General features: G+C 65.7%; 21 protein-coding genes. 5 read left to right on the top strand and 16 right to left on the bottom strand.

Annotation, left to right across the window (positions count from 1 at the left end):
• Positions 1 to 2 precede the first annotated feature (2 nt).
• Positions 3 to 5552 (bottom strand): trifunctional serine/threonine-protein kinase/ATP-binding protein/sensor histidine kinase, encoded by a 5550-nt coding sequence (locus ACYPXD_RS16555; RefSeq protein WP_459713216.1) that lies wholly within the window; start codon positions 5550 to 5552, stop codon positions 3 to 5.
• Between the two features lie 367 nt (positions 5553 to 5919).
• On the opposite strand from ACYPXD_RS16555, the gene ACYPXD_RS16560 reads away from it, so the two are divergent.
• Complete coding sequence (locus ACYPXD_RS16560; RefSeq protein WP_459713219.1) at positions 5920 to 6516, top strand: GNAT family N-acetyltransferase; 597 nt, start codon at positions 5920 to 5922, stop codon at positions 6514 to 6516.
• Between the two features lie 97 nt (positions 6517 to 6613).
• Here the strand turns inward: ACYPXD_RS16560 and ACYPXD_RS16565 are convergent, their stop codons facing one another.
• The 8 genes from ACYPXD_RS16565 to ACYPXD_RS16600 form a co-directional block, all read right to left on the bottom strand.
• Positions 6614 to 6910: a hypothetical protein gene (locus tag ACYPXD_RS16565; protein WP_459713221.1), complete on the bottom strand. Its 297-nt coding sequence runs from the start codon at positions 6908 to 6910 to the stop codon at positions 6614 to 6616.
• On the bottom strand, positions 6907 to 7281 hold the full coding sequence (locus tag ACYPXD_RS16570; protein ID WP_459713223.1) for a phage holin family protein: 375 nt from the start codon (positions 7279 to 7281) through the stop codon (positions 6907 to 6909). The genes ACYPXD_RS16565 and ACYPXD_RS16570 overlap by 4 nt, the downstream gene beginning before the upstream one ends.
• A gap of 71 nt (positions 7282 to 7352) precedes the next feature.
• The gene (locus ACYPXD_RS16575; RefSeq protein WP_459713225.1) at positions 7353 to 7625 is read right to left on the bottom strand and encodes a CsbD family protein; all 273 of its coding nucleotides are present in this window, start codon (positions 7623 to 7625) and stop codon (positions 7353 to 7355) included.
• A 408-nt stretch (positions 7626 to 8033) separates the two neighbouring features.
• Positions 8034 to 8336, bottom strand: coding sequence for a DUF4148 domain-containing protein (locus ACYPXD_RS16580; RefSeq protein WP_459713227.1), 303 nt, complete (start codon positions 8334 to 8336; stop codon positions 8034 to 8036).
• A 98-nt stretch (positions 8337 to 8434) separates the two neighbouring features.
• Positions 8435 to 9145, bottom strand: coding sequence for a DUF2894 domain-containing protein (locus ACYPXD_RS16585; protein WP_459713230.1), 711 nt, complete (start codon positions 9143 to 9145; stop codon positions 8435 to 8437).
• A gap of 33 nt (positions 9146 to 9178) precedes the next feature.
• A complete protein-coding gene (locus ACYPXD_RS16590) occupies positions 9179 to 9826 on the bottom strand; it encodes an OmpA family protein (RefSeq protein WP_459713232.1) in 648 nt (215 codons plus the stop codon).
• A complete protein-coding gene (locus tag ACYPXD_RS16595) occupies positions 9823 to 12021 on the bottom strand; it encodes a DUF802 domain-containing protein (protein WP_459713234.1) in 2199 nt (732 codons plus the stop codon). The genes ACYPXD_RS16590 and ACYPXD_RS16595 overlap by 4 nt, the downstream gene beginning before the upstream one ends.
• 55 nt (positions 12022 to 12076) lie before the next feature.
• A complete protein-coding gene (locus ACYPXD_RS16600) occupies positions 12077 to 12934 on the bottom strand; it encodes a DUF3348 domain-containing protein (protein ID WP_459713236.1) in 858 nt (285 codons plus the stop codon).
• A gap of 194 nt (positions 12935 to 13128) precedes the next feature.
• On the opposite strand from ACYPXD_RS16600, the gene ACYPXD_RS16605 reads away from it, so the two are divergent.
• Together ACYPXD_RS16605 and ACYPXD_RS16610 are read left to right on the top strand one after the other, a co-directional pair.
• Positions 13129 to 14058 carry a cytochrome c oxidase assembly protein gene (locus ACYPXD_RS16605; RefSeq protein WP_459713238.1) on the top strand — a complete coding sequence of 310 codons (930 nt, stop codon included), beginning with the start codon at positions 13129 to 13131 and terminating at the stop codon, positions 14056 to 14058.
• Positions 14051 to 14944, top strand: coding sequence for an alpha/beta fold hydrolase (locus ACYPXD_RS16610; protein ID WP_459713241.1), 894 nt, complete (start codon positions 14051 to 14053; stop codon positions 14942 to 14944). The genes ACYPXD_RS16605 and ACYPXD_RS16610 overlap by 8 nt, the downstream gene beginning before the upstream one ends.
• A gap of 40 nt (positions 14945 to 14984) precedes the next feature.
• Here the strand turns inward: ACYPXD_RS16610 and ACYPXD_RS16615 are convergent, their stop codons facing one another.
• Both ACYPXD_RS16615 and ACYPXD_RS16620 read right to left on the bottom strand, forming a co-directional pair.
• A complete protein-coding gene (locus ACYPXD_RS16615) occupies positions 14985 to 15818 on the bottom strand; it encodes an AraC family transcriptional regulator (protein ID WP_459713243.1) in 834 nt (277 codons plus the stop codon).
• A complete protein-coding gene (locus ACYPXD_RS16620; protein WP_459713245.1) occupies positions 15818 to 16270 on the bottom strand; it encodes a DUF2000 domain-containing protein in 453 nt (150 codons plus the stop codon). Before ACYPXD_RS16620 ends, ACYPXD_RS16615 begins: the two co-directional genes overlap by 1 nt.
• 356 nt (positions 16271 to 16626) lie before the next feature.
• On the opposite strand from ACYPXD_RS16620, the gene ACYPXD_RS16625 reads away from it, so the two are divergent.
• Entirely contained in the window at positions 16627 to 17517 is an 891-nt protein-coding gene (locus ACYPXD_RS16625; RefSeq protein ID WP_459713248.1) for an alpha/beta fold hydrolase, read from the top strand.
• A gap of 104 nt (positions 17518 to 17621) precedes the next feature.
• Here the strand turns inward: ACYPXD_RS16625 and ACYPXD_RS16630 are convergent, their stop codons facing one another.
• Complete coding sequence (locus ACYPXD_RS16630) at positions 17622 to 18014, bottom strand: hypothetical protein (protein WP_459713251.1); 393 nt, start codon at positions 18012 to 18014, stop codon at positions 17622 to 17624.
• Between the two features lie 337 nt (positions 18015 to 18351).
• Between ACYPXD_RS16630 and ACYPXD_RS16635 the strand changes: the two genes are divergently transcribed.
• A complete protein-coding gene (locus tag ACYPXD_RS16635; protein ID WP_459713253.1) occupies positions 18352 to 20025 on the top strand; it encodes a class I adenylate-forming enzyme family protein in 1674 nt (557 codons plus the stop codon).
• 123 nt (positions 20026 to 20148) lie between these two features.
• Here the strand turns inward: ACYPXD_RS16635 and ACYPXD_RS16640 are convergent, their stop codons facing one another.
• The 4 genes from ACYPXD_RS16640 to ACYPXD_RS16655 form a co-directional block, all read right to left on the bottom strand.
• Positions 20149 to 21774 (bottom strand): GMC family oxidoreductase, encoded by a 1626-nt coding sequence (locus tag ACYPXD_RS16640; protein WP_459713255.1) that lies wholly within the window; start codon positions 21772 to 21774, stop codon positions 20149 to 20151.
• Positions 21775 to 21976: 202 nt separating this feature from the next.
• Complete coding sequence (locus ACYPXD_RS16645; protein WP_459713257.1) at positions 21977 to 22426, bottom strand: VOC family protein; 450 nt, start codon at positions 22424 to 22426, stop codon at positions 21977 to 21979.
• A 157-nt stretch (positions 22427 to 22583) separates the two neighbouring features.
• Positions 22584 to 23630, bottom strand: a complete 1047-nt coding sequence (locus ACYPXD_RS16650; protein ID WP_459713260.1) for a LacI family DNA-binding transcriptional regulator — start codon at positions 23628 to 23630, stop codon at positions 22584 to 22586.
• Positions 23631 to 23778: 148 nt separating this feature from the next.
• Positions 23779 to 24556: NAD-dependent epimerase/dehydratase family protein (locus ACYPXD_RS16655; RefSeq protein ID WP_459713262.1), on the bottom strand; the 778-nt coding region annotated here is incomplete at its 5' end.

The following is a 24556-nucleotide window of genomic DNA, read 5'->3' on the forward strand; positions in this document are numbered from 1 at the left end:
CGTTATCGCGAGTGGGCGCGATCGCCGTCCTGCGCCGCAGCCTCGTGCGCCGGAACGGAAAACTCGAACACGGCGCCGTGCGGCAGATTTGCGCCGACGCGCAGCGCGCCGCCATGCGCTTCGATGATCGAGCGGCAAATCGACAATCCCATGCCAAGTCCGCTGGCCTTGGTCGTATAGAACGGCGCAAAAAGCCGGTTCGTATTCGCGGACGGCACGCCCGGCCCCGAATCGCCGACCGCGACCAGCACCGCGCCCGGCTCGCCGTTGCGCGTGCTGATCGTCAGTTCGCGCGGCCCGTCGTCGACGGTGCTCATCGCCTCGATTGCGTTGACGATCAGGTTCAGCATCACCTGCTGCAGTTGCACGCGGTCGCCCACGACGAGCGGCAAATCGACGGCAAGCCGCATCGCGACGCTTACGCCGTCCTTCTCGGCCTCGCCGCGCGTCAGCGCGACGACCTCGCGAATCGTGTCGTTGATCTGCAGCGTTTCCTTGCAGATCGGCGCGTTCTTGACGAGGCCATGAATCCGGTTCATCACGTCGCTCGCGCGCATCGCGTCGGCAATGATGCGCTCGAGCACCTGGCGCACTTCGCCCAGCTCGGGCGGCACACGATCGAGCCAGCGCAGACCGGCCGCCGCGTTGGTGGCCGTCGATGCAATCGGCTGCTTGATTTCATGGCTGATCGATGCCGCAAGCTGACCCATCGTCGTCACGCGGTTCGCATGCGCGAGTTCGCGCTGCATTTCGCGCGCATCTTCCTCGGCGCGCCGGCGCTCGCTCAGGTCGAGCACGAAGGCAACGCCGCGGCTGCCATCCTCTTCGAACAGCGCGACACCAATCATCACCGGCACGCGACTGCCGTCCTTGCGCAGGTACTCCTTCTCGATCGGCTGCAGCATGCCCGTCGCGCGCAGCATCGGCACCCACACGCGCCTGTCGCGTTCGAGCCAGTCGGGCGGCGTCAGATTCATCCAGCTCATGCGCCCCGAGACGAGATCGTCGCGGTCGTACTGAACAATCCGCAGGAACGCGTCGTTCGCTTCGAGAATCGTGCCTTCGAGCGCGAAGATCACGATACCGACAATATTCGCATCGACCAGGCGCCGGATCTTGCCCTCGCGTTCGGCCAGATCGGCGTAAAGGCGCGCATTTTCGAGCGCGATCGCCGATTGCGAAGCAAGCAGCTTCAGCACCGCGACGCGCGCGGGCGCGAAGACGCGAGGCGCGAGGTGGTTCTCCAGATACAGCACGCCGATCAGCGTCGCGCGCGCGAGCAGCGGCAGGCACAGAATCGAGCGCGACTGCCGCTCGCGAATATAAGGGTCCGCCGAAAAGAAATGGTCGGCCGACGCATCGTCGAGCATCACGGATTCGCGCGAATGCAGCGCGTAGTGCAGGACGGATTGCGGCAAGGCGGCCGCATCCGCAACGCGATCGCGTATCTCGACCACGATCGCGTGCTCGCCGATCGACGCCTCCGCGGCAATATGCGCGTCGGCGCCGCGCATCACCACGAGCAGCCCGCGCTCCGCGCCGGCCTGTTCGATCGCCGAGCGCATCAGCACATCGAGCATCTTTTCGAGCACGATTTCGCCCGATACCGCCTGCGAGACCCTGATTACGGTCGCGAGGTCCAGATAGTCGACCGGCGCACCGATCGTCCCCGACGCCGTGGCGCCCTCCGCGGCACCCTCCGCCGGGTCGCCCGTCAGCTCCGGGTACGACTCGTCCAGTTGCCGGACCTTGCCGTTGGCGCCCCAGCGAAAATAGCCATATCGCGCATCGCGCAGATAAAGCCGGCCGATTCTGTCGAATCCGCGCGCGAGATAAAAGCGCGCCGCGAGCTCGTTCGCGAGCGCCTCGTTCTGCACGAAACCCTGCTCGCGCGAGGAGCGGATCGCGCGTTCGTACAGGCGCATCGCGTCGCCTTCGCGGCCCTCTATGCGCGCCATTTCCGCTGCGATCAGCGCGGCGCGATTCTCGAAGTTAGCCGGACACTTCTCGGCCCATAGCGCAATCTGCCGGCTGTGGCCGCCGATCGCGTCCATTTCGCCGCGCCGTTCGTACGCGCTTGCGAAACCGCACGGCGCGGCATGCGCAAGCGCTGCATAAAAGTGATATTCGGCCTGCTCGAACGAAGCCGGCGAGGTCCACAGCAGCGGCGCCGCCTTCGCCGCAGCCGCGACGGCCCCGGCAAAATCGCCGGCGAAATACCGCGCCTGCAACTTGCGAATCCAGTAGATGCAGCCCGGGTTTGCCAACCCCGGGTCCGCTTCGAGATGCCGCTCGAATTGTGCTTCGTCGAACTGCGCGTCATCGAACGATCCGAAGCGCGGCGTCAGCCCGCGCATCGCGCGGATAAACAGCAGATGCGCGGTCATGACATCGACAATCAGCCCGAAGCGCGCCTTCGATGCAAAGTCGAAGCCGCGCTTGCCTTCTTCATGCACCTGATCGAGCGGATCGCCCGAGGCGATCAGGTCGGTCATCAACGAAAAGTGAATATACGCCGCGAAACTGAGGTCGCCGACCTCCTCGGCTGCGCTCAACGCTTGCTGCAACAGCTCGCGGCCGCTGCGGATCGGGTTCGTCCACGGATTGATGCTATAGGCGAAGTTGTTGTAGCAGCGCGCCTTGAAGCGGCTCAGCCCCGGCCGCGCGGCCAGCTCGAGCGCGAGCTTGCCGAAGCCGAACGCGGCTTCATGATCGTCGAAAAACGTGCGCAGGAAAAAGCCGAGCAACGAGTACGCATAGACCGACCCGTTGCTGTTGCCATGCTCGACGCTGATGTTCGCGATGCGGCACACCACGAGGCAGCACAGGTTCATGTCGGTAAAGTACGCCGCGGGCACGATCTCGGTCAGCACCTCGACCATGGCCTTCGCCGCGGGGTCCGACATCGGCGGCAGCGCAGCGATCCGCTCGAACGGCTGCCGGTCGAGGCGCTTGCGCATCGTGCCGTATTCCGCGAGCACATCGTTCCACGTCGCCTCTGCCGGCCACGGCGCGCCGACGCTGCGCATATAGTCCGACGCCACCCGCACGCTCTCGTCGAACTGGTTGTGCATCGTGTAAAGAATTTCGCGCAGGCTGGCTACCGCGGCGAGATCCGTGAGACTGTTCGCGCGGCCGGCGAGCATCAGCAGGCGCGCTTCCGCCGCGGCGTCGCCGGTCAGCAATTCGCATTCGGCGCGCTGCAGGTCGAGCGCGAACACGAGTTTGTAGTGCGTCTGCCAGCTTTGCGCGGGCAGCAGCGCGCGGCCGGCCGCGAAATAGCTGATCGCCGACACATAAGCCGTCGATGCCTTGGCCCGCTTGCCGGCCATCAGATCGAGGCCGGCCACGCGCTCGCGTTCCTCGTCGGACGTGATCAGCGGCGCGCCCTGATTCAGCTGGTTGACGATCTCGAAGATCGCATCGTCGCGCCGCGCGGCCGGCGTATGGGCAGCCAGCATTCTGCCGATCTGCAGATGCGCCGCGGCGCGCGACGCTTCGGGAATCAGCCGATACGCGGCTTCCTGGACGCGGTCGTGCGCAAAGCGGTAGACGCCCGAGAGCCGCTCGACGAGCTCGAGACGCAGCGCATCCGACAGATCGGCATGCACGCGTTCCTCCGGGCTGCCGAGCGCGACGGCCAGCAGCCGGATATCGGCGGCATTGCCGATACAGGCCAGCTGCTGCATCGCGCTCCTCGTGCGCATCGGCAAGCGTACGAGCTTGCCGACCATCAGATCGACCACGTTGTCGGTGTACCCCTTCGCATCGATCGAATCGAGATCCCAACACCAGCGCGACACATCGTGCGCGAAGCGAAGCAGGCCCTCGTCGGCGAGTTCGGCAATAAACTGCCGCGCGAAAAACGGATTACCGCCCGTCTTCGTGTGCACCAGCTGCGCCAGCGCGCCGGCCCGCCGCGGACCGCAACGAAGCGCATCGGCGATCAGTTGCGACAGGTGCTCGCGCGCCAGCGGCGCAAGCTTCAGTTCCTCGACCTGCGCGCCCGCGTGCCGGATCGCATCGAGCTTTCTGCGCAGCGGATGGCTCGCGTCGACCTCGTTGTCGCGATACGCGCCGATCAGCAGCAGGTGGCGCAGGTCCGAGCGCGTGAGCAGATCGTCGAGCCAGTCGAGCGTGGCCGCATCGAGCCATTGCAGATCGTCGAGAAACAGCGCGAGCGGATGCTCGGGGCGCGCAAACACACCGACGAAGCGCCGGAACACGAGCTGAAAGCGCCGTTGCGCATCTTGCGGCGCAATGTCGGGCACCGGCGGCTGTTCGCCGATAATCAGCTTGAGATCGGGCACAACGTCGATCATCAGTTGCGCATTCGGCCCCAGTGCGTCGCACAGCGCCTTGCGCCACTCGGCCAGCTCCGCATCGCACTTCACGAGCAGCGGCCGCACCAGCCCCTGAAACGCCTGTGCGAGCGTCGAATAAGGGATGTCGCGCCGGTACTGGTCGAATTTGCCCGATGCGAACAGGCCGCGCGGCGGCACCAGCACCTTGTGCAGTTCGTGGACCACCGACGACTTCCCGATACCGGAATACCCGGCAACGAGCACGAGTTCCGGCGCGCCGCCCATGACCACACGGTGAAACGCCCCGAGCAGCACGTCGATTTCATGCGCGCGCCCGTAGAGTTTTTCGGGAATGACGAGCCGGTCCGGCGTATCGAACTCGCCCGGCGCGAAGTTTTCGATCGTTTGCCGCGCTTCCCACTGCGCGAGGCAGCGGCGCAAGTCGCGCTCGACGCCGCCCGCCGTCTGATAGCGCTCCTCGACGGTCTTCTCGAGCAGCTTCATGACGATCGCCGACAGCGCGCGCGGCATGCTCGCCATTTTTTCGCACGGCGGCACTGGCTTGCGCGCAATATGGCAGTGCACCCACTCGATCGGATCGGCCGCCGCAAACGGCAGCGAGGCCGTGAGCATCTGATAGAACATCACGCCGAGCGCATACAGATCGCTGCGCGCGTCGATCGAGCGGTTCATGCGGCCGGTCTGCTCCGGGGCCATATAGGCCAGCGTACCGGCAATGGTTTCCGGCGGCGCGGGCGCCTGGCGCTCGCGCGGCAGGCGCGACGCGATGCCGAAGCCGGTGAGCCGTACTTCGCCCTTCGCGGTGACCAGCACGTTGGACGGTTTCAGGTCCTTGTGAACGAGACCTTGCTGATGCACCTTGCCCAGCGCCGCGACGATCGCGATCGCAAGGCGCAGAAACCGTTCCACCGGAAGCGGCGCCTCGAGCAGCCGCGCGAGCGGCTCGCCGCCGGTATCTTCGAGCAGCAACAGCGTTTTGCCGCGTTCCCGGACGAGTTCGAGCGGTCTTGCCGCCCATGCGCAATCGAGTTCGTCTTTCAGGCTGTGCTCGTGCGCGAGCCGGTCGAGGCTCGCCGGCGTCGGATGCTCGGCCGTGGGCCGCACCGCCAGCAGGGCGACGCGCGTGCCGCCCTGCTGGCGGCACCACATGCGGCTCAAGGCCAATTCGCTGTCCGCCCACAACAGCTGGGAGCCGCCATCTTCGAGCATGCCGAACCGGAAGGACATCTGAACTGTTCGCTATCAGATCGGATTGCCTTTGTCGGGGCCGATGTGCAATGTCGCGCACGTGTTGAATCGGCGAGGCCGCGGTCGCGCAGACCGCGGTGAAAACTAGTCTGCCACAGCTACAGGACCTGCGACATGCTGACTTTCCAGAGCAGAAACGCAGAGCAGAAACGCAGAGCAGAAACGCAGAGCAGAGCGCTGCGTGCTTCGATTAAACTCGACATTAAACTTCAGATCATTGCGGGCGCCATGCCCCTGCGGCTTCGTTTTCGGAAATCCCGGTTCCCATTTTGAGGATGCTCGTCATGTATCAGGCCATAGCATGCTGCTTTGCCTCACAAAAAACACCGCTGCAACGCGAAAACCGATGCCCCTCTCCGCTACCGAAATCGACCAGACCTTGAGACGAGCGCTGGCGCGCGCGTTCGAGCACGATCCGATCGCCGCCTATGTGTTGCCCGACGAACGCACGCGCCTCGCGCGCCTTGAACGTGTGTACCGCATCTATCTGAACGCGTTCACGAGGCTCGGCATGGTCGTCGCGACCGATGAGCTCGACGCGGCGGCGCTATGGCTGCCGCCTGGCCGCTACCCGTTGACGGCGATGCAGAATCTGCGTCTCTTGCCCGCCATCCTGACCACATTCGGCCGGCAGTCCGCCCGCGCGCTGTACGTCATGTCGGCGCTCGAGAGCGCAGCGCCGCCGCGCGGCCATTACTGGTACCTCGGTGTGCTTGGCGTCATCCCACCGCGGCAGGGACGAGGCATCGGCACGAAGCTGCTCGAGCGCGAACTCGCGATCTGCGATGAAGCAGGGGCCGGCGCATATCTCGAAGCCACATCGGAGGTCAATCTGGCGTTTTACGAACGCCATGGCTTTCGCATTCGATCCGAACTGAGCCTGCGCGACGGCCCCCGTGTCTGGACGATGTGGCGTGATCCACGGCAACCGGCGCCCGTGTGAAGTCGCCGTCCGGCGTGCAAAAGCGGACCGCGCATGGGTGTTTCACATGGTTGATTTCCTGCGTGACCGCCTTTAACAGGTCGATCGACCGGCGAGCTTATCGACCCGCCAGCCGCCGCACCGTCTTGCCGATCCATCCGGTCAGCCCGTTGCGCACGACCACCGTGGCGATGCGCCGCGGCCCGAGCAGCAGCGCACCCGCCAGAATCGCGGCGGCGAGCGTCACATGCGGCGCGCTGACGGCCAGTTCGCGTATCGCCGACGCCGTGAAAACGGGCTTGCGGCGCGCGTCGGCCAGCTTCGCCGCATCGCGTGCGGCGAGCAGCCCGGCGCGCGAGGCGGCCATCCGCGCGCGCACTGCGGCTCGCGACGCGTCGTCATAGACGGTAGTCATTTGAGTGCCTCTTTAACCGTGTTCAGATCGTTGCGGATCTCTTCCTGCAGCGCCTCGAGCGACCAGACGGGCCGCTGCATCCGGAACATGACGAGCGCCGCGATCGACAGCACGAGCCACGCGCCGGCGACCGCCCACACGACATGAATGAAATAAGGCGTCGCCCAGAAGGTCGCGATGATCGCGATACAGACGAACGACAGCGTAAAGAGCCCGGCCACCGCGAGCGCGACGAGCGCGATGACTTCGCGCATCAGCCGCGTGCGCATCCGCGACGCCTCGATCGACAGCAGCTCGCTGTAGTCGCCGAGGCGCTCGACGCAAAAGCGGCTCACATTGCCCCACTGCGTCACTTTGGAATGGATCGACATGGCCGTGCTCCGTCACTGCGTGAACTGCCGCGCGAACGTGAACGCTTGCGCGAACGCCGTTCGCGCCGTGCTCAGCGATCCGAGTCGCCGCCGCGGTTCCACGCCCACAGCACACCGATCGCGAAACCGGCCGCGGCCGCGATCGCCAGCGTCGCCATCGGCTTCTCGACGATCGAATCGCGTGCGACATCCACAGCATCCGCATACAGTTGCTGCGTCTTGCCGCACAGCGCCTTGGCTTTGCCCGACAGTTGCTCGCCTGCATCGCCGATCACGCTGCCGACCGTCTCCTGCACCGTGCCGACCGCTTCGCGGACGACGCCTTCAGCCTTCGTCGTTTCCATCCGTGCTCTCCTCGTCATGGATTTGCCGGTATTCGGGCCGCACGCAACAGCGTGCGAAAACGGGATTTGCTTCACCGGCACATGTGCTGTGCAAGTTCTGCGCCATTGCGTGCAATGCGCGGATGCGTCGGCGGGGCATGCGGAATTTGTAAGGCTTACGTGTGCTGTATGCACAAGCAACCGGTGCGCTGCCTGGCGAACACGACCAAAGGTACGACCAAAGCTACGACCGAAGATGGAAAGCCATGGAAAGCCCAGGCGACTGGCTTGGGCGGCAGGGTTACACCCGATGAGGGTCCCGGGCATCGGCCGTCTGATGGTCGCTGGCAGTCAATGACGGTCACTGGCGGTCACTGGCGGTCACTGGCGGTCACTGGCGGTCACTGGCGGTCACTGGCGGTCACCGAGTCACGGACGAGCCACCGGCGCGGCGGCACCTGCCGACGGTCCGCCACCGGCGCCCGCCGCCGCCGCGCCCCGCTGCGCGGCAATGCGCGCCAGCGCAGCCTGGATGTTGTCGGGATAGTTCGTGTTGTCGCCCCATCCCGGGCGATAGCCGGCCTGTTCGACCTGAATCAGCTCCTGAACGACTTCGGCGCGCGTGAGGCCATGTTCGGATTGCGCCGTCGCAGCCAGCGGCCACGCCAGCAGCATGACAACGGCACCCGATAAAACGATCGACGATTTCATCGCCCACCCCCTGCGGTTCATGGCGTTTTCAATCTTTGAACGATCGCGCAAATTCCCTCGTTGCGCAAACATCGCGTGTTGGGCCTTTCCGGCTGGGCGCGTCGAGGTTGCGCGCAGGTTCAGCTGGCCTTCGGCTTGCGCCTGACCACGGGTTTCGCGCCTTTCGCGTTCTTGCCGCGCGGCGGTTGCGTGCCATCCGCGCCCGACGCCTCGGCGCCGGCGTGACCGCTCCCGCCACCGGCGAGATCGCCGAGCGCCGACAGCGTTTCCACATACGACAGAAACTGCTGAAGATAGTCGGGCGACAGCTCGTTCATCAGCGACAGCGCGCGATGCACGAGGCGGTTCGAATTGAGCGGCCCCGCGTTGCCCGGCACCTGCGCGAGCGACTCGCGCAACTGGCGGCCCGCGCTGAGCTTCGACCACGTTGCATGAAAGTACTGCAGCGTGTCGGCGAGGGTCTCGGCGCGCTCGGTGCGCCCGCTTTTCAGCGAAGCGGTCAAAGCCGCGAGCGTGGTGCCGCGCTGTGCGTTTGCGTTATCCGCCGGCGGGGGTTGCAATTCGGCTTCACGGCGGTTGCGTTCGATGTCTTCCGCATAGGCGGTCATCAGCGCCGCCAGTCGCGCGTCGAGCAGGCGCCCGAATTCGCCCTCTTCCGACGACAGCTGCGCGATGCGCCGCGCAAGCGCATCGAGCGCCGCAAAGCGCAGCGGATCGATGCGATCGGCGCCTGCCGCACGCCACGCGTCGAGCGTCGCGCGCGCGTCGCCGCGACCGCCATCGTCGAATGCGGCTTGGGGGAGCTGCGGCGTCTCGCGAACGTCACTCATTGCGCGTTACCCATTTGCACATCACGCCTTCCCTCACTGCGGCTTGCCGCCGTTGCCGGCCGCCTGGCGCGGCACCGGCGCGATCTCGACACGGCGGTTCTTCGCGCGGCCTTCGGCGTCGGCGTTCGAACCGACCGGCTGCTCGGAGCCGAACGCCGCCGCGAACACCGATTTGGCCGGCACGCCGTCGTCGATCAGCGCACGCATCACCGTCAGCGCGCGCTGCGCCGACAGTTCCCAGTTGTCCGCGAAACGGCGATTGCCCGCGCGCACCTGCTGGTCGTCGGCAAAACCGCTCACCATCAGGATCTCGTCGTTCACGTGCAGATACGCGGCGAGCGGCGCCGCCAGCGACTTCAGCAAGTCGCGCCCTTGCGGCTGCAACTGGTCCGAATTGAGCGCGAACAGCACATTGCCGCTGATGCCGATGCGCCCGTTGACGAGCGTCACGCGCCCCGCCGCGAGCGGCGCGGCAAGCGCTTTTTCGAGCGCCTCGCGCCGCGCTGCGTCGGCCTTGTGCTGCTGCACCTCTTTCTCGAGCCGGCTCGACAGTTCGAACTGTACGCCGATCACACTGACGAGAATCAGCACGAACGCGCCCACCAGCACCGACATCAGATCGCCGAACGCCGCCCAGATCGGCGCGCCCGGCTCGACGCCGACATCGATCTCGTCGCTCATGACGCGCGCGCTCCGGCCAGATGCTGCAGGTCTTCCATGATCTGCTTCTGCGACATCACGCTCAGGTCGATCACCTCGCGCGCCTGCGCGACGTAGTACGCGAGCTGTTCGTCGCTGCGCGCGAGCGACTGGTCGAGCGCGCGCTCGATGCGCTCGAGATGCGTCATCAGCTTGCCGTTCGATTCGCTAAACGAGGCGACGGCCGCGCCGAACGCGTCGCCCATGCTCGCCATTTCGATCGCGCTGGTCGCAACCTGCGCGGCGGCGATATCGAGCTTGTGCGCTTCGCTTTGGACCTTGCCCGAGAATTGCTCGCCCACGCGCTCGAGCAGAGTCGCCGAGGTCGACACGAGCCCGTCGATCGCCGCGCGCTGTTCGGTCGACGCGTGATTGACCGCGTCGAGCAGCGTCTCGAGCGTTTGCAGCAGACGTGTGCGTTCCTCGAGCATCGCCGTGTCGCGGACCATGCTTTCCGACAGGCTCCTGCGCAACGCGCCGATCACATCGGCGGCGGCCTTCGGCGCGTCCGACGCCGCGCTCACGAGCCGTCCGATTTCGTCGAGCGTGCCGCGCGCTTCGGCCTGCGCGCGTTCGGTGATCTCGCGCGCGGTCGCGGCAAGCGTGTCGCAGATCTGCTGCTGGCGTGCGGCGTGTTGCGCGCCGCTCTGCGCCCATTCGCGCGATAGCGCGGACGCGGTCTGTTCGAGCGTGCTCGCCCATGCGGCGAGGCGCTTGTCGTCGGCGGCGGCGAGATCCGTCTGCAGCGCCGCGTGCGACGCATCGACACGTTCGACGAGCGAGGCCGCATGCGAGTCGATGCTCGCGGCGGCGGCGGTCGTCGCCGCCGCGAAGGTTGCGCTGGCCGCGTGCATCGCCGCTTCGTGACGCGTGGCGAGCGCGTCGTGCGTCTGCGCGTGCTGCGCGAGCGCATCGGTCCATGTCTGCAGGGCTGCCGTCGTCGCCGCTTCGTGACGCGTGGCAAGCGCGTCGTGCGTCTGCACGTGCTGCGCGAGCGCGTCGGTCCACGTCCCCGAAAGCTGTGCCGCCGATGCCGCGAGTTGCGCAGCAACCTCGTCGAGCAGTTTCGCGGCGCGTGTGTCGGCGGTCGCGGCGAAGCGCTCGAGCGTCGCGCTCATGCGCTCGGCGAGCGCGTCGTTCGAGGCGCGTTGCGCGTCGAGCGCGCCGGTCCATGTGCTCGCGACCTGCTCCGCAGTGGAGGCGAAGCCGCGTGACAGTCCTTCCATCTGCTGTTGCGTCGCTTGCGCCGCGCGCTCGTGCAGCGCGGTGGTGTCGCGCGCGAGGCTCGCGAGCGTCGTCTCGACGACAGGCTGAAGCGCCGCGCCCACCGCGCGCGCATGCTCGCCGACGCTTTGCCGCAACGACTGCTCGACCGCATTCGCGAGCCGCGCGTACACCTGTTCGGTCTTCGCATGAAACTGCTGCTGGCTCGCCAGTTGCCGCTCGCTGGTGGCGGCGCTGTGCCGTTCGAGCGCGCCCATTAGCGTGTGCAGGCCGTCGATCAGCGCGGGCATCGCCTCGGCCTGACGCTGCATCAGCCGGAATGTTTCCTCGCGTTGATGCGCGGGCGAAAACACGCGCAGCACCGTCGCGAGCTTCGCGTCGAGCTGCTGCGCGACCTTGATGCGTTCGCGGCGACACAGCGCCGACAGCAGGCCCAGCATCGCCGAGGTGGCGACGCCGGCGATCGACGTGCCGAATGCAAAGCCGAGGCCGCGCACCGGCGCGGCAAGCGAGGCGCGCACGGCTTGCAGATCGGTGGCGGAATCGAGCGCGACGCCCGTGCCGCGCAAGGTCGCGGCCATGCCGAGCAGCGTGCCGAGCATGCCGAGCAACACGAGCAGGCCGACCAGATACGGCGTCAGCGCCGGGCCCGGCAGTCCCGCGCGCTCGCCTTCGACGCGCAGCCGCACGGCGCCGCGCAGGCTCGGATGCAGGCGCTCGAGCCACGCGCCGAGTTGCGGCGGCGTCGCATCGAGCTGACCGACGGCGGCGATCAAGGTATCGGTGGCCTGCTGGTAGCGGTACAGCTCGAGGGCGCCTGTCACATAGCACGCGCCGATCAGCAGCGCGACAACGAGTGCGAGCGGGTTCGTCGTCGCGTAGCCGATGGCGACCCAGAGCACGGCGGCGAGGCCGACTGCGAAGACGGCAAGATGAATGCGGTATCTGAACATGGTGTTCCGAAGGTGTCCGTCGAAAGTGCCTGTCGAAGGGTTCTGTGTATCTGTATTAGCTGGCGCGAAGAGCGGCGAGCAGCCCCTCCACCGGTTGGAAACGAACGTCGAGTTCCGCGAGCAGGACCGCGCGCATGTCTTCCCGGAAGGTGTCGAGCCAGGTCGTCTGCGCTGGCGCCTCTGCAAGCGCCGCGTCGCGCAGCCGCTTGAAACAGGCTTCGAGCAGCACGGGTACGGCCGCGAGCACGCTGCGCTCGCGCGCGTCGAGCGCGCGCTCCATCGTCGCGTCGACGAGTGCGAGACGCGCGTGACGCTCGCTGCGCGTGGCGAGCATCGCACGCAATCGGACCCGCAATTCGCCGATCGCGTGTTCCATCGACTGCTGCTGCGTGTGATAGACCTGACGGAACAGCGCGAAGTCGACGGGTTCAGGGTCCGCGTTGCCGCCTGCTTCAACGTGTGCCTGAGTGCGCAAATGAGCGCGTAAATCGGCATGCGACTGCGTATGGGGCTGAACCCGCGACGGTGCCTGCGGGTGCTGCCGCGGATGCGTCATACCGCCGCGCCGCGCATGCTCGCTGCGCCGCCCGCCGCCCATATCGATCGACGCGATCGACCCGATCGCCCCGATCGCGTCGCTCAACGTGGCGCGCGTACGCGCGCACAGCGCGGCCTCGAGCGTGGCCACCGTCGCGTCGCCGCCCGTGACCTGCGCAGCCGTGACGGGCGCGCCGGCCGCCGGCGCGGCGGTGTCGAGCGCGCTGGACAACGCAATGGCGTCCGTCCAGCCGAGCCATTGGCTGAGCCGGTCCAGCACGGCGACATCGGAAGCGGGAACGCCGACCTGCGTCATACGCGCCAGCATGCGAACGAGTGGCGCGCCGCTATAGGGCATGCGCTGCGGAAGCTGCACGGATTTCCTCGCGCAAAAAACCGCATAGTTTACACGGCGACGGCCGCCAACCGGTCGATTCATGGCCAGGCCCCCGCGCCACGCGAAGGAACTTCGCATTCGCGCCTGCCTGCCTCCTGCTACCATCGACGCCGCGCCCCGGGTTGCGCTTCACCCGCGCGGCGCGCCTTTCTTTTCTTTCTGTCCCTTCCGCCATGTCCTTGCTGAGCCTGTTCGATCCCTGGGAGCCTTCGCTCAGCCTTGTCGTCGTGTTCGCGGCGGCGGCGCTCCTGTTCGCCCGCGGCGCGCGCCGCATCCGCGTCGGCATCGTGCGTCAGGCGGCGTTCTGGCTTGGCCTTGCGCTGTTCTATGTCGCGCTGCATACGCGGCTCGACTATTACGCCGAGCATCAGTTCTTCGTGCATCGACTGCAGCATCTCGTGCTGCATCACCTCGCGCCGCTCATCATGATGGCCGGTTATCCGTGCGGCGTGCTTCGCGCGGGACTGCCGCTGCGCTGGCGATCCGCGCTGCGACGCTGGCAGCGCACGCGGCCGGCGCGCCTCGCCGCGGCCGTCGTGTTGAACCCCGCTTTCATTTCGGTCGCCTTCGTCGTATCGGTCGTCTTCTGGCTGATTCCGTCGGTCCAGTTCGTGGCCATGCTCGACTGGCGCCTCTACCGGTTGATGAACGGGTCGGTGGCAATCAGCGGCCTGTTGTACTGGTGGATGCTGCTCGATCATCGGCCGTCGCCGCCGAGCCGCACGCGTCCGGGCCTGCGCGTGCTGTCGCCCGTGATCACGATGACGCCGCAAATTCTGGTCGGCGCGATCATTACGTTTTCGTCGCAGGATCTCTATCCGATCTTCACCTTGTGCGGCCGGGCCTTCACGTCGCTGCCCGCTTCGCTCGACCAGAGCCTGGGCGGCCTCATCATGTGGGTGCCCGCGGGCGTGCTCGAAGCGATCGGGGCGATGATGGCGCTGCGCAATCTGATGCGTCTGTCCGCCTCGCCGCGTGCAGCGAAGGCCAAGCCACGCGCCGGCCGACGTCCCGCGCGACCCGCGGCGACCGCGCCGATCCCGGTCGGCCAGGCTGCGGCGGCCCACCCAACCGCTTCCTCTTCGGGACAACATCATGCTTAAGCATATCGCCACGAACCTGCTCGATATCGCCTATGACGAACAGGGCGACGCCGATGGATGGCCGGCCGTCCTGCTGCATGGTTTTCCGTACGACATTCACGCCTACGATGAAGTGACGCCGCGCCTCGTCGCGCAGGGCGCGCGCGTGATCGCACCGTATCTGCGCGGCTACGGGCCGACGCGTTTTGTTGCGCCGGCCACCGTGCGTTCCGGCGAGCAGGCCGCGCTCGGCGCGGACCTGCTCGCGCTGCTCGACGCACTGCGGATAGAGAAGGCCGTACTGGGCGGATACGACTGGGGCGGCCGCGCCGCCTGTGTCGTGGCGGCACTCTATCCGTCCCGGGTGCGCGGGCTCGTGTCGGTCAACGGATACAACATTCAGAACATCGCGAAGGCGATGGAGCCGGACACGCCCGATAAGGAACATCGGCTGTGGTACCAGTATTACTTTCACAGCGAGCGCGGCCGCGCCGGGCTGACACAACACCGCGCCGATTTCTGCCGGCTGCTGTGGTCGCTATGGTCGCCAACCTGGCGCTTTGACGACGCCACCTACGCACGCACCGCGGCCGCATTCGACAACCCGGATTTCGTCGATGTCGTGATCCATTCGTATCGGCATCGCTACGGACTCGTCGACGGCGATCCGCAATTCGCGGAGATCGAGCGCCGCCTCGCGGCCTCGCCCGCGATTACAGTGCCCTCGGTCACGCTCGATGGCGACGCCGATGGCGTCAGACCGTTGGGCGGCGGAGAGGCGGGCTTGAAGCGGTTCACCGGACGCCACGAGAACCGCATCGTAGCGGGCGTCGGACACAACCTGCCGCAGGAGGCGCCCGAAGTGTTCGCCACGGCGGTTTCCGACGTCAATGTCTGGGCGGGTTGAGGGCGGGTTGAGGGCGGGTTGAGGACGGTTCAAGGCCCGATCAGCCCATCACCGCCATCTGAAACGATTTCGGCGTGACACCTGTGTATTGCTTGAATACGCGCGTGAAATGCGCCTGATCCGAATAACCGGCCTCGCGCGCGACGAGCGAGATCGCCGCGCCCTGCTTCAATCGTTTCTGCGCATAGCGGATGCGCGCCTGCTGCTGATACGCATGCGGGCTCAGGCCCGCGCTTCGAATAAACGCGCGCAGCAGCACGAAAGGCGTCAACGCATGCTCGGCCGCGAGCGAAGCGAGCGTCCATTTGCCGGCGAGATCGGCCTGCAATTGCTCCTTGACCGAGCGGATCACGCGCGGTTCGACACGCGGCGACGGCAGCGTCGCGCGCTGCGCCGCATGAACCGAGAGCATATGGCCGATCGCGAATGCAAGCGTTTCGCTGCGCTTGAACGGGTCGTCGTTGACTTCCGAACACCAGCTGACGCCGTAGACCGATTGCGCGAGCGGCGCGTCGCGAACGATCGTGGCCGGCACGTCGAACCGCGAACGCACCGGCAGCCCGATCGATTCGGTGTAGGCAGCGAGATCGTCGGGCAGGAAGTAGGCGACGCGCATCTTCCAGCTGCCCGACTCGCCCGCATGCGCGGCATGCATCGTGTCCGCGTCGAGCGGCACGATGTCGCCGCGACGCAGCGTATCGATATGCCCGGCGATATTGACGACCACACTGCCGCTCGTGATCAACACGAGGCAATGCGTGTCGTGCGCGTGCGGCGGATAACGGTGCCCGACGAACTCGCCTTTGAGCATCATCGCGTCGAGCACGTCAGGCGCGCGCCATACCTTCGTCGCAGTGGTGGTCCGGATCGTCACTATTGCATCAATTCGAAGTCGCTGACGAGCTTTCTGAGTGCCTTATTGTCGCCGACAATGCCGACGCCCACATAGGCAAGCTCATGCGTATCGACCGCTCTGACCGCGTCCCTGAACGCGGTGTAGTCCTTGGTTTGCTGGCCCTGCACCGGGAAGCCGACAAAATCGAAGTCTTTCTCTCGCGCGTCCGCCCGCAGCTTCGACAATTGCCCGGCCGAAGCTTTCAGCACTGAAATGCCGACAGGGATGAGCCCCGGATGATGAACATTCCGCGCGTCGATCAGCGGCGCGCCGACCAGATACGGATGCCGCTCGCCGATCGTCAGCGCGATCACGGCCGCGGCGTTGCATGCCTTTCCGGGCGGCAGCGCATCGTCGATGACGATCACGCAGCGCGGCGAGGCGATTTCTGGAACAGCCGTTGTGTGTGGATTATCCGTTTGCAATGTCAATCGATGCTCCGCGTGTGTCGAATACGTCAGGCGCAATATCTGCACAACGGATGATACAAACGCATTTTGCGCCTGTATTGAAGGATTTTGCAGCAACCGGTCGCGCACCACCCCACCACCCGCGCCGCGCTTGCGCGCTCACGCACGCGCAAACGCAAGGACGCCTATGATCGGCCTTGCGCATCCATCGCAGCGCACCGCGTCGGGTTTCAGGCCGGTGCGCGCGTGGCGCTGCCGGCTTTCTTTCACACCCGTGTCAAGAGAAAAACATGTCGATATGGAAAACACTCGTCGCGGCGACGGCCGTCGTCGCCGCGCTCAGCCACGCACCATTCGCTTCTGCCAAAGGAGATGCCATGGCCTCTATCAGCGATGCGCAGGTCCACTACCGCAGCGTCGATATCGACGGCGTATCGGTGTTCTATCGCGAGGCGGGTCCGAAGAACGCGCCGACCCTGTTGCTGCTGCACGGCTTCCCTTCGTCGTCGCGCATGTTCAATCCGCTCTTCGAACGGCTCGCGGCCCGCTACCATCTGATCGCCCCCGACTACCCGGGCTTCGGCAATAGCGCCGCGCCGCCGCCGTCGCAGTTCGCCTACACGTTCGATCACCTCGCCGAAGTAATCGATGCGTTCACGGTCAGAATGGGCCTCACGCACTACATCATGTATATGCAGGACTATGGCGGCCCGGTCGGCTTCCGGCTTGCGCTCGCGCATCCGGAGCGCGTCGACGCGCTGATCGTCCAGAACGCGGTCTCGCACGAAGACGGCTTGGGACCGCTCTGGAACAAGCGGCGCGAATTCTGGGCGAACCGCGCGCCGAACGAAGCCGCGCTGCGCGAAAACCTGATCTCGTTCAACGCGACGCGGCTGCGTCACCTTGGCTCGAGCCCGAACATCGATCTTTACGACCCGGACCTCTGGATGGACGAGTTCGCGTTTCTGAGCCGGCCCGGCGAAGTCGACATTCAAAGCGACCTGTTCTACGACTATCGGACCAATGTCGCGTCATATCCGAAGTGGCAGGAATGGATGAAGAAAGCCCAGCCGCGCACGCTCGTGCTATGGGGCAAGTACGATCCGTCGTTTCAGGTTGCCGAAGCGCAGGCGTACCGGCGCGATCTGCCGAACGCGGAGATCCATGTGCTCGATGCGGGGCATTTCGCGCTCGACGAAAAAGCTGATGAATGCGCGGAACTGATCGACCGATTCGTGCGGAAAGTGGCCGCGCACAAGGCTTCGTAACGAAGCCGCTGTATGGGCCACTGCATGGGCCGCCGCCGGGGTCAGCCCGGCGCCGGCCCGTGTGGCCATGCTGTAACGTCGCGGTAACCGGTATTGACGCTGAATCAAAGTTCGACTTCGATCGCATTGTGCTTATGCGACGATGACGACGACGTATCCGATTGCATGCTCGCCTGCAGCCCCTGCTGCTGCATCTGTATCAATTGCGTCGACGGGTCCTGCTGCTGGGCCTGCTGCGCCTGCATGTCCTTCTTCATCAGATCCCGGATTTTTGCCTCGATCTTCTCGCGCTCCTCCGGCGTCATTTGCGCGAGCTGCTCCGGCGTAACGCCCAGTTGCGCGAGGATCATATTGAACATCGCCTGACCAGGGCTGCCCGTGTAGGCCTTCAGTTGCGACAGCAGGTCCTGGAACGACGGCCCATCGTTGCGGCCCGTCGCGCCCGACGGCGCTTGGGTGCTGCCCGACGACAGGGCGGCGTTGTCGCTAATCTGCATGACGGTGACTCTCCTTCGAGCGCTTGCTCGCATAGATGTTCAGGTGGACAGGCAAACCGGAGCACGTCGTTAGAGCACGCTCCATCGTCAAGCATACGGTCTGTGGCCCCTCGTGAAAGCGTCGAGAAAGCGACAGAACTGGCCACATTTTTTCCGATTGCCTAAACCGTGCGCGGGCATGTCGCGTAACCCGTAACGCGCCGTTCGCGCAGTTAGCTTCATATTTCCGCTGCGTTGGACGAATAGCCGAGCGGCGCCAGGTGTTCATATGACAGAGGTTTCGATGCACTTCGGATCGGAACTGAATTCAAATCAGTATTGAACAAGGTTCACATATATGAACACCCTGTCGCCGACCGCCCTTCAAGGCGAAGCTGCCGCCGTGCCCACACTCGTCGCTTCGCTGCTCGAAAACGCGGCAAGGCATCCCGCCGCGCCTGCCATCGTCGACGGCGAACTGACGATCGGATACGGACAGTTCGTCGAACATGCACGAAGGCTGGCCGCGCGTTTCGCCGAACTCGGCGTGAAGCCGGGCGACCGTGTCGTGCTGCATCTCGGGCATTCTCATCAGGCGATGATCGCCTTCTATGCGGCGATGATGCTCGGCGCGATTACCGTGCCGCTGAACGTTCACCTGAAGGCGCATGAACTCGCGAGGCTGATGCAAAGACTGACGCCAGCGCTCTATATCGGCCATCTTGCGCGGCGCGAATCGATGAACGACGTGCCGCCCGATTGGCTGCCCTTCGGCCATCGTTTTTACATCGACCGCGCTTACATCGATCTGCCGCGCCCCCCGTCGGCCGGGGCGCACGATCATGCAGGCGGCAGTTGGGACGCGCTGATGGCAGGCGCGCGCGAAACACGGGTCGAGACACGAACCGAAACACGGACCGAAACGCGGGCCGAAACACAGCCGGACACGCGGCCCTTGCCGCAACCCGATCCCGACGCGATCGCGATGCTGCTGTGCACGTCGGGCACGACAGGCGAGCCGAAGCTCGTCGCGCATACGCAGCGGTCGATCGGGTGTGGCATCGAATTTCTGAAGGAAGTCGGCTTTGTCAGCAACTCGATACCGCTCGTGTCGACCCCGCTGTTTCATATGCCGGGCATGTTCCGTCTTTGCGCGTCCTTGACGCTCGCCCAGTGCATGGTGCTGCCGCAGTGCATCGATTTCGACGGCGCGGCCTATCTCGACGCCATCGAGCGGCACCGATGCACGACCGTCAGTTTGAGCCCGTTCGGCGTCGCCGAACTGATGCGCGCACAAGCGGTGCGCCACCGCGCGACCGGTTCGCTGCGCGGCTGCGTGGTGATGGGCGACGACTGTTCGGCCGAGCTGCAGCAGCGTTTCGAAGCGACCTTCGGCGTTCCGCTGATGGTCGCCTATGGAATGACCGAAGCGCCGCTGTGCGTCGTGCTCGGCCGCACGCCGCGTACCGTGCGCGCGCGACCGGGCACCGCGCGTGTCGTCGATCGTCACGGCGACGACGTGCCGGTCGGCACGCCTGGCGAGTTGCTCCTCAACGTGCCGACGCTATGCGCCGGTTACTGGCTCTCGCCGGGCGTGCTCGATTCCGTGCGCGACGCTGACGGCTGGTATCACACGGGCGACCTCATGCGCGAGGACGAGCACGGCGAGTTCAGCTATGTGGCCCGGATCAAGGAGATCATCGTGCGCGACGGCGAAAACATTGCACCCGCCGAGATCGAGCAGACCCTGTTGCTGCACCCGGCCGCCGACGATGCCGCCGTGGTCGGCGTGCCCGACGAGCTGCTCGGCGAACGCATTGTCGGCTTCGTCAAACTCGCGGCGCACGGCGCCGACATCACGCCGCAGGACATTCGCGCATGGATGGCAACGCGGCTTGCCGACCACAAACTGCCCGAGACCGTGCTGCGCGTCGAGCGCATTCCGCGCACACCATTCGGCAAGGCCGACCGCCGCGCGCTGCGCGAACTCGCGCGCGGTGAACTGGCACTGCGGCGTGAGCGGAAGGCTTGACACGTTGCCCGAGCCATTACGCGGCAGCTCCGATTCCCGCGCGTGCTTCGCAGTTCCACCTGATTCGTCGGCGTCCAGCCCCCGCGGCGAGCGGGCACTTCCGGCAACGAAGAAAGCTGGACGTCAAAACCCATGATCGGCCGCAAGCATCTGCGCGGCCCGCTCGCCGATCACGACACACGGCGCCATCGTATTGCCGGTCGTGACGCGCGGCAGAATCGACGCATCGGCGATGCGCAACCGGTCGATGCCATAGACGCGCATGCGCGTATCGACCACCGACATCGCATCGTGGCCCATCTTCGCGGTGCAGCTCTGATGCGAGTGGCTCACCGTGCCGTTGCGCATGAACTGCTCGAGCGCCGCATCGCCGACCGGCCCCGGCAGATACTCGCGCCGCGTAAACGGCCGCAGCGGCGCCGAATTGCCGACGTCGCGGCAAAACTCGATGCAGCGCTTGAGTGTGCGCATATCCGCGGGGTCGTCGAGGAAGTTTGCGTCGATCGCCACCGGATCGAGCGGATGCGGGCCCGTCAGACGCACGCGGCCGCGGCTCTCGGTGCGCAGCACCGCTGTCGTCAGCGACCATCCGTGCACCGGCAGATCGCGCCCGGCCGCCTCGGGGCTCGCATACGGCAACTCGGTCAGGAAGGTCTGGCAGTCGGGCCGGTCGCGCCGGCTGTCGCTTTTCCAGAGCGCCGTCATTTCACCGAGGTTATTGCGCCCGACGATCGGTTCGGCCGCCTCCCACACGCACGGCGCCATGAAATGATCCTGAAAATTGCGGCCCACGCCGGGCAGCAACTGCCTGAGTTCGATGCCATGCAGACGCAGTTCCGTTTCGTCGCCGATACCCGATTGCATCAGCAGCTTCGGCGTCTGGATCGCGCCGAGCGACAGCACGACCTCACGCGTCGCGCGCACGCGCTTCAGTTCGCCGTGCCGCAAATACTCGACGCCCGTCACCGCGGCGCCGTCGAACGTGAGCCGCGTCACGAGCGCCTGCGGCAGCACGACCAGGTTCGACTGTTCGCCCGCCGCGGCAAGAAACGGATGCACATACGCGCGATACACCGACTGCCGCTGCCCATCGCGAATGCACACGTTCGTGAAGGCGGCGCCGCCGTCGCCTTCCATCATCGCGCCGTTATGATCGGCGACCGTCGGCACGCCGGTGCGCGCAAACGCTTCGAGTCCGGCCGCGGCGATCGGATGCGGATCGGGCGCCGGCTGCACGAAAAGCGGACCGCCCTGCCCGCGCCGCCGCGGGTCCGGCTCGCCGTGCCAGTCTTCGATGCGGCGGTAGATCGCCAGCACCGACTCGTAGCTCCAGCCCTCGTCTTCGGTTGCTTTGGCGAGATCGTCCCAGTCGGCCTGATGTCCGTGCGCCCACGCCATCACGTTGATGCTCGCGCCGCCGCCGAGCACCTTGCCCATCGCCATCGGAATCATGCGGCCGTTCAGCTTCGCGTTCGGCGTCGCGCGAAATAGCCAGTTCTGCTCACTGCGCCTGAGGATGGGCCACGCGGTGCTGTCGATAATCGCGGGGACCTCGTCGGTGCCGCCCGCTTCGATCAGCAGCACACGCAACGCCGGATGTTCGGCGAGACGCCGCGCGACGACGGCGCCCGAACTGCCCGAGCCGCACACGATAAAGTCGAACTCCGCGTCCGCGCTGTGCGTGTGCGCAGCGCGCGCCGACGAAGGATGGGAAGCAACGGAAGGGGAATCGGTGGAGGCGCTCGTCACGGCAATCTCGCATGGAAGCATGCATGCGAGATCGAGCGTACGCGCGCGGCGAAATGTGGCGATGCGAATTGCGAAGCCCCGCACCGCTTCGCGAATGCAAAGCGGTGCGGGGCAGCGTAACTGAAATGGCCGAAGAGGATTTGAAAGGAGTCCGGCCGACCCCGCCGCTACCTTGCCGCTACGCCGCTATTACTTCGCACCGTTACTTTGCGAACAGCGACGCCATATTGGCAAACGACTTGATTTCGACCGCATTGCCCGACGGATCGAGGAAGAACATCGTGGCCTGTTCGCCGACCTCGCCCTTGAAGCGGATATGCGGCTCGATGATGAACTTCGTGCCGGCGGCTTTCAGCTTGTCGGCAAGCGACTGCCATTGCTGCATCGCCAGCACGACGCCGAAATGGCGCACCGGCACCGCATCGCCATCGACCGCGTTCGTCGCACGGTGACCCGCTTCGTCCGGCGACAGATGCGCGACGATCTGGTGACCGTAGAAATTGAAGTCGACCCACTCGGGCGAACTGCGCCCTTCGGGGCAGCCGAGCAGATCGCCGTAAAACTCGCGGGCGGCCGCGAGGCTATGGACGGGAAACGCGAGGTGGAAAGGCGGCATTGCGCTTTGAGTCGCGCTTTGGTTCATATCGGTCATGGGAATCTCTGAACTCTACGGGGATATTTCGCCGGAATGGCTTCGACCAGCCAGGCCATTTATTGCAACGTAGTCTACTGATAAACACAAACGCACGAAAGCAATATGATTTCGCGCTGAGCCTCAAATAAATTGATGACCGTCGCACCCTCGCGGCCTAGCCTTTCCGCAGCGGCCCCGTGGTGCCGCGCACGATCAGATCGGTCGGCACGATGTTCTGCGAACTGACCGGCCGCCCTTCGATGCGCGCCAGCAGATACTCGGCGCTGCGCGTGCCGATTTCGTCGGCGGCAAGGCGCATGGTGGTCAGCGGCGGTGTCGTGAAGCTCGACACCTCGATATCGTTGATGCCCGCGATCGACAGTTCCGCCGGCACCTCGATGCCCGCCTCGCGCGCCTCGGCCAGCGCGCCGATCGCGAGCAGATCGGTGCCGCAGATTACCGCGGTCGGCCGCTCGGGGCCTTGCATCAGCGCTTTCATCGCCATCTGCCCTTCGATGATCTTATGCGGCATCTCGATCAGATGCTCGTGCCGCAACTGCAGCCCGCGCGATTGCAGGGCCGCGCGCACGCCGATAATGCGGTCCGCTGCGCGGTCGCTGTGCTGCGTCATCTGCGTGATCATGCCAAAGCGCGTGTGACCGAGATCGAGCAGATAGTCGGCAAGGCGCCGGCCGACCGCGACATTGTCGAAGCCCACATACGGATGGTCGTGGTCGACGGTCCAGCCGTTTACCAGCGGAATCTGTTCCTTCTCGATCAGTTCGTACAGCGCGGGCGCATGGCTGCGCCCGACCAGCATCAGCCCCGCGATGCCGTCCGCGATCAGCGCGCGTACCTGCTTCAGTTCGTCCTGCGGGTCGTAATACGAGCAGCCGAGCAACAGCGTATAGCCGGCCTCGCCTATCCTTTTTTGCAGCGCGAACACGCCGAGCGCGAAGTTCTGGTTTTCAAGCGAGGGAATCACCGCGCCGATCGTCTTCGAACGCTGCGACGCGAGCGCGCGTGCCGCCGCATGCGGCGTGTAGCCCAATTGATCGGCGATATCGCGCACGCGCTGCCGCAAGTCGGCCGCGACCGTCGCGTTGCCGTTCAGCACGCGCGACACGGTCGCCGTCGAGACGCCCGCTGCACGGGCGACATCCAGCACGGAGATCGCATTCGATTTGCGGCGCGGCGCGCGCTTTTTTATTTCTGCAGTCAACGTTGCACCCAGCCCGGTCTTGTCTTGCGAGGCGCGCACCGCGCCCCTACGAGCGGCATTTTATAGCGCGCCAGCACGCGAGTCGAAATTCGGCGAGTACGATGCGGCGTACTTCAGCGGCGCACTTCAGCGGAGCCCGATTCGAATCTCAATCGATGCGCTTCACGTCGCCGTCGAATTCGACGATACAGCCGAAGCCGCCATGAAACAGCGCCTCGCGCGCATCTTCGCGCGCGCCCGAAGCGGCGATGCGTGCGGCGGCGCTCGCTTCGGCGTCGTCTTCGGGTTCGTAGCCGAGAAAGCGCGCATTCGCATTGCTCCAGCGGTTGCGCGCGTTGTTCGACACGCCGTACACAATCACGAAGTGGTAGTCCGGATAATCGATGCAGCGCTTCGTCAGCTGCACCATGTCGCGATGGCTGATCCACGTGTATAGATGGCGCGGCATGGTCGGCGTGTCGTCGGCGCGAAACGAGCCGATGCGCAGGCACGCCACCGACATCCCATGCTTGTCCGCATACAGCCTGCCGAGCGCTTCGCCGAATACCTTCGATACGCCATAGCGGCTGTCGGGGCGCGGCGCGACCGTATCGTCGATCATGCGGTCGCGCCGATGAAACCCGACCGCGTGATTCGAACTCGCGAAAATCACGCGCTTCACGCCCGCTTGCCGGGCCGCTTCGAACACGTTGTAGCAGCCGTCGATATTGATATCGCGGATCTTGTCCCAGCTGTCTTCGTCGGGAATGCCGGCCAGATGCACGACGACGTCGACGTCTTGCATGACAGGCGGCAACTCGGCAAGGCACCTGATGTCGGCGCTGACGATGTCCTCGCCGTCGCCAGCCGGCGCTTGCGGCGCGACGTCCGCGAGACGCAGGCGATACTGGCCGCGCAACCCGGCGCGTAGTGCGCGGCCGATATGG

The sequence above is a fragment of the Paraburkholderia sp. 2C genome (assembly GCF_054589215.1).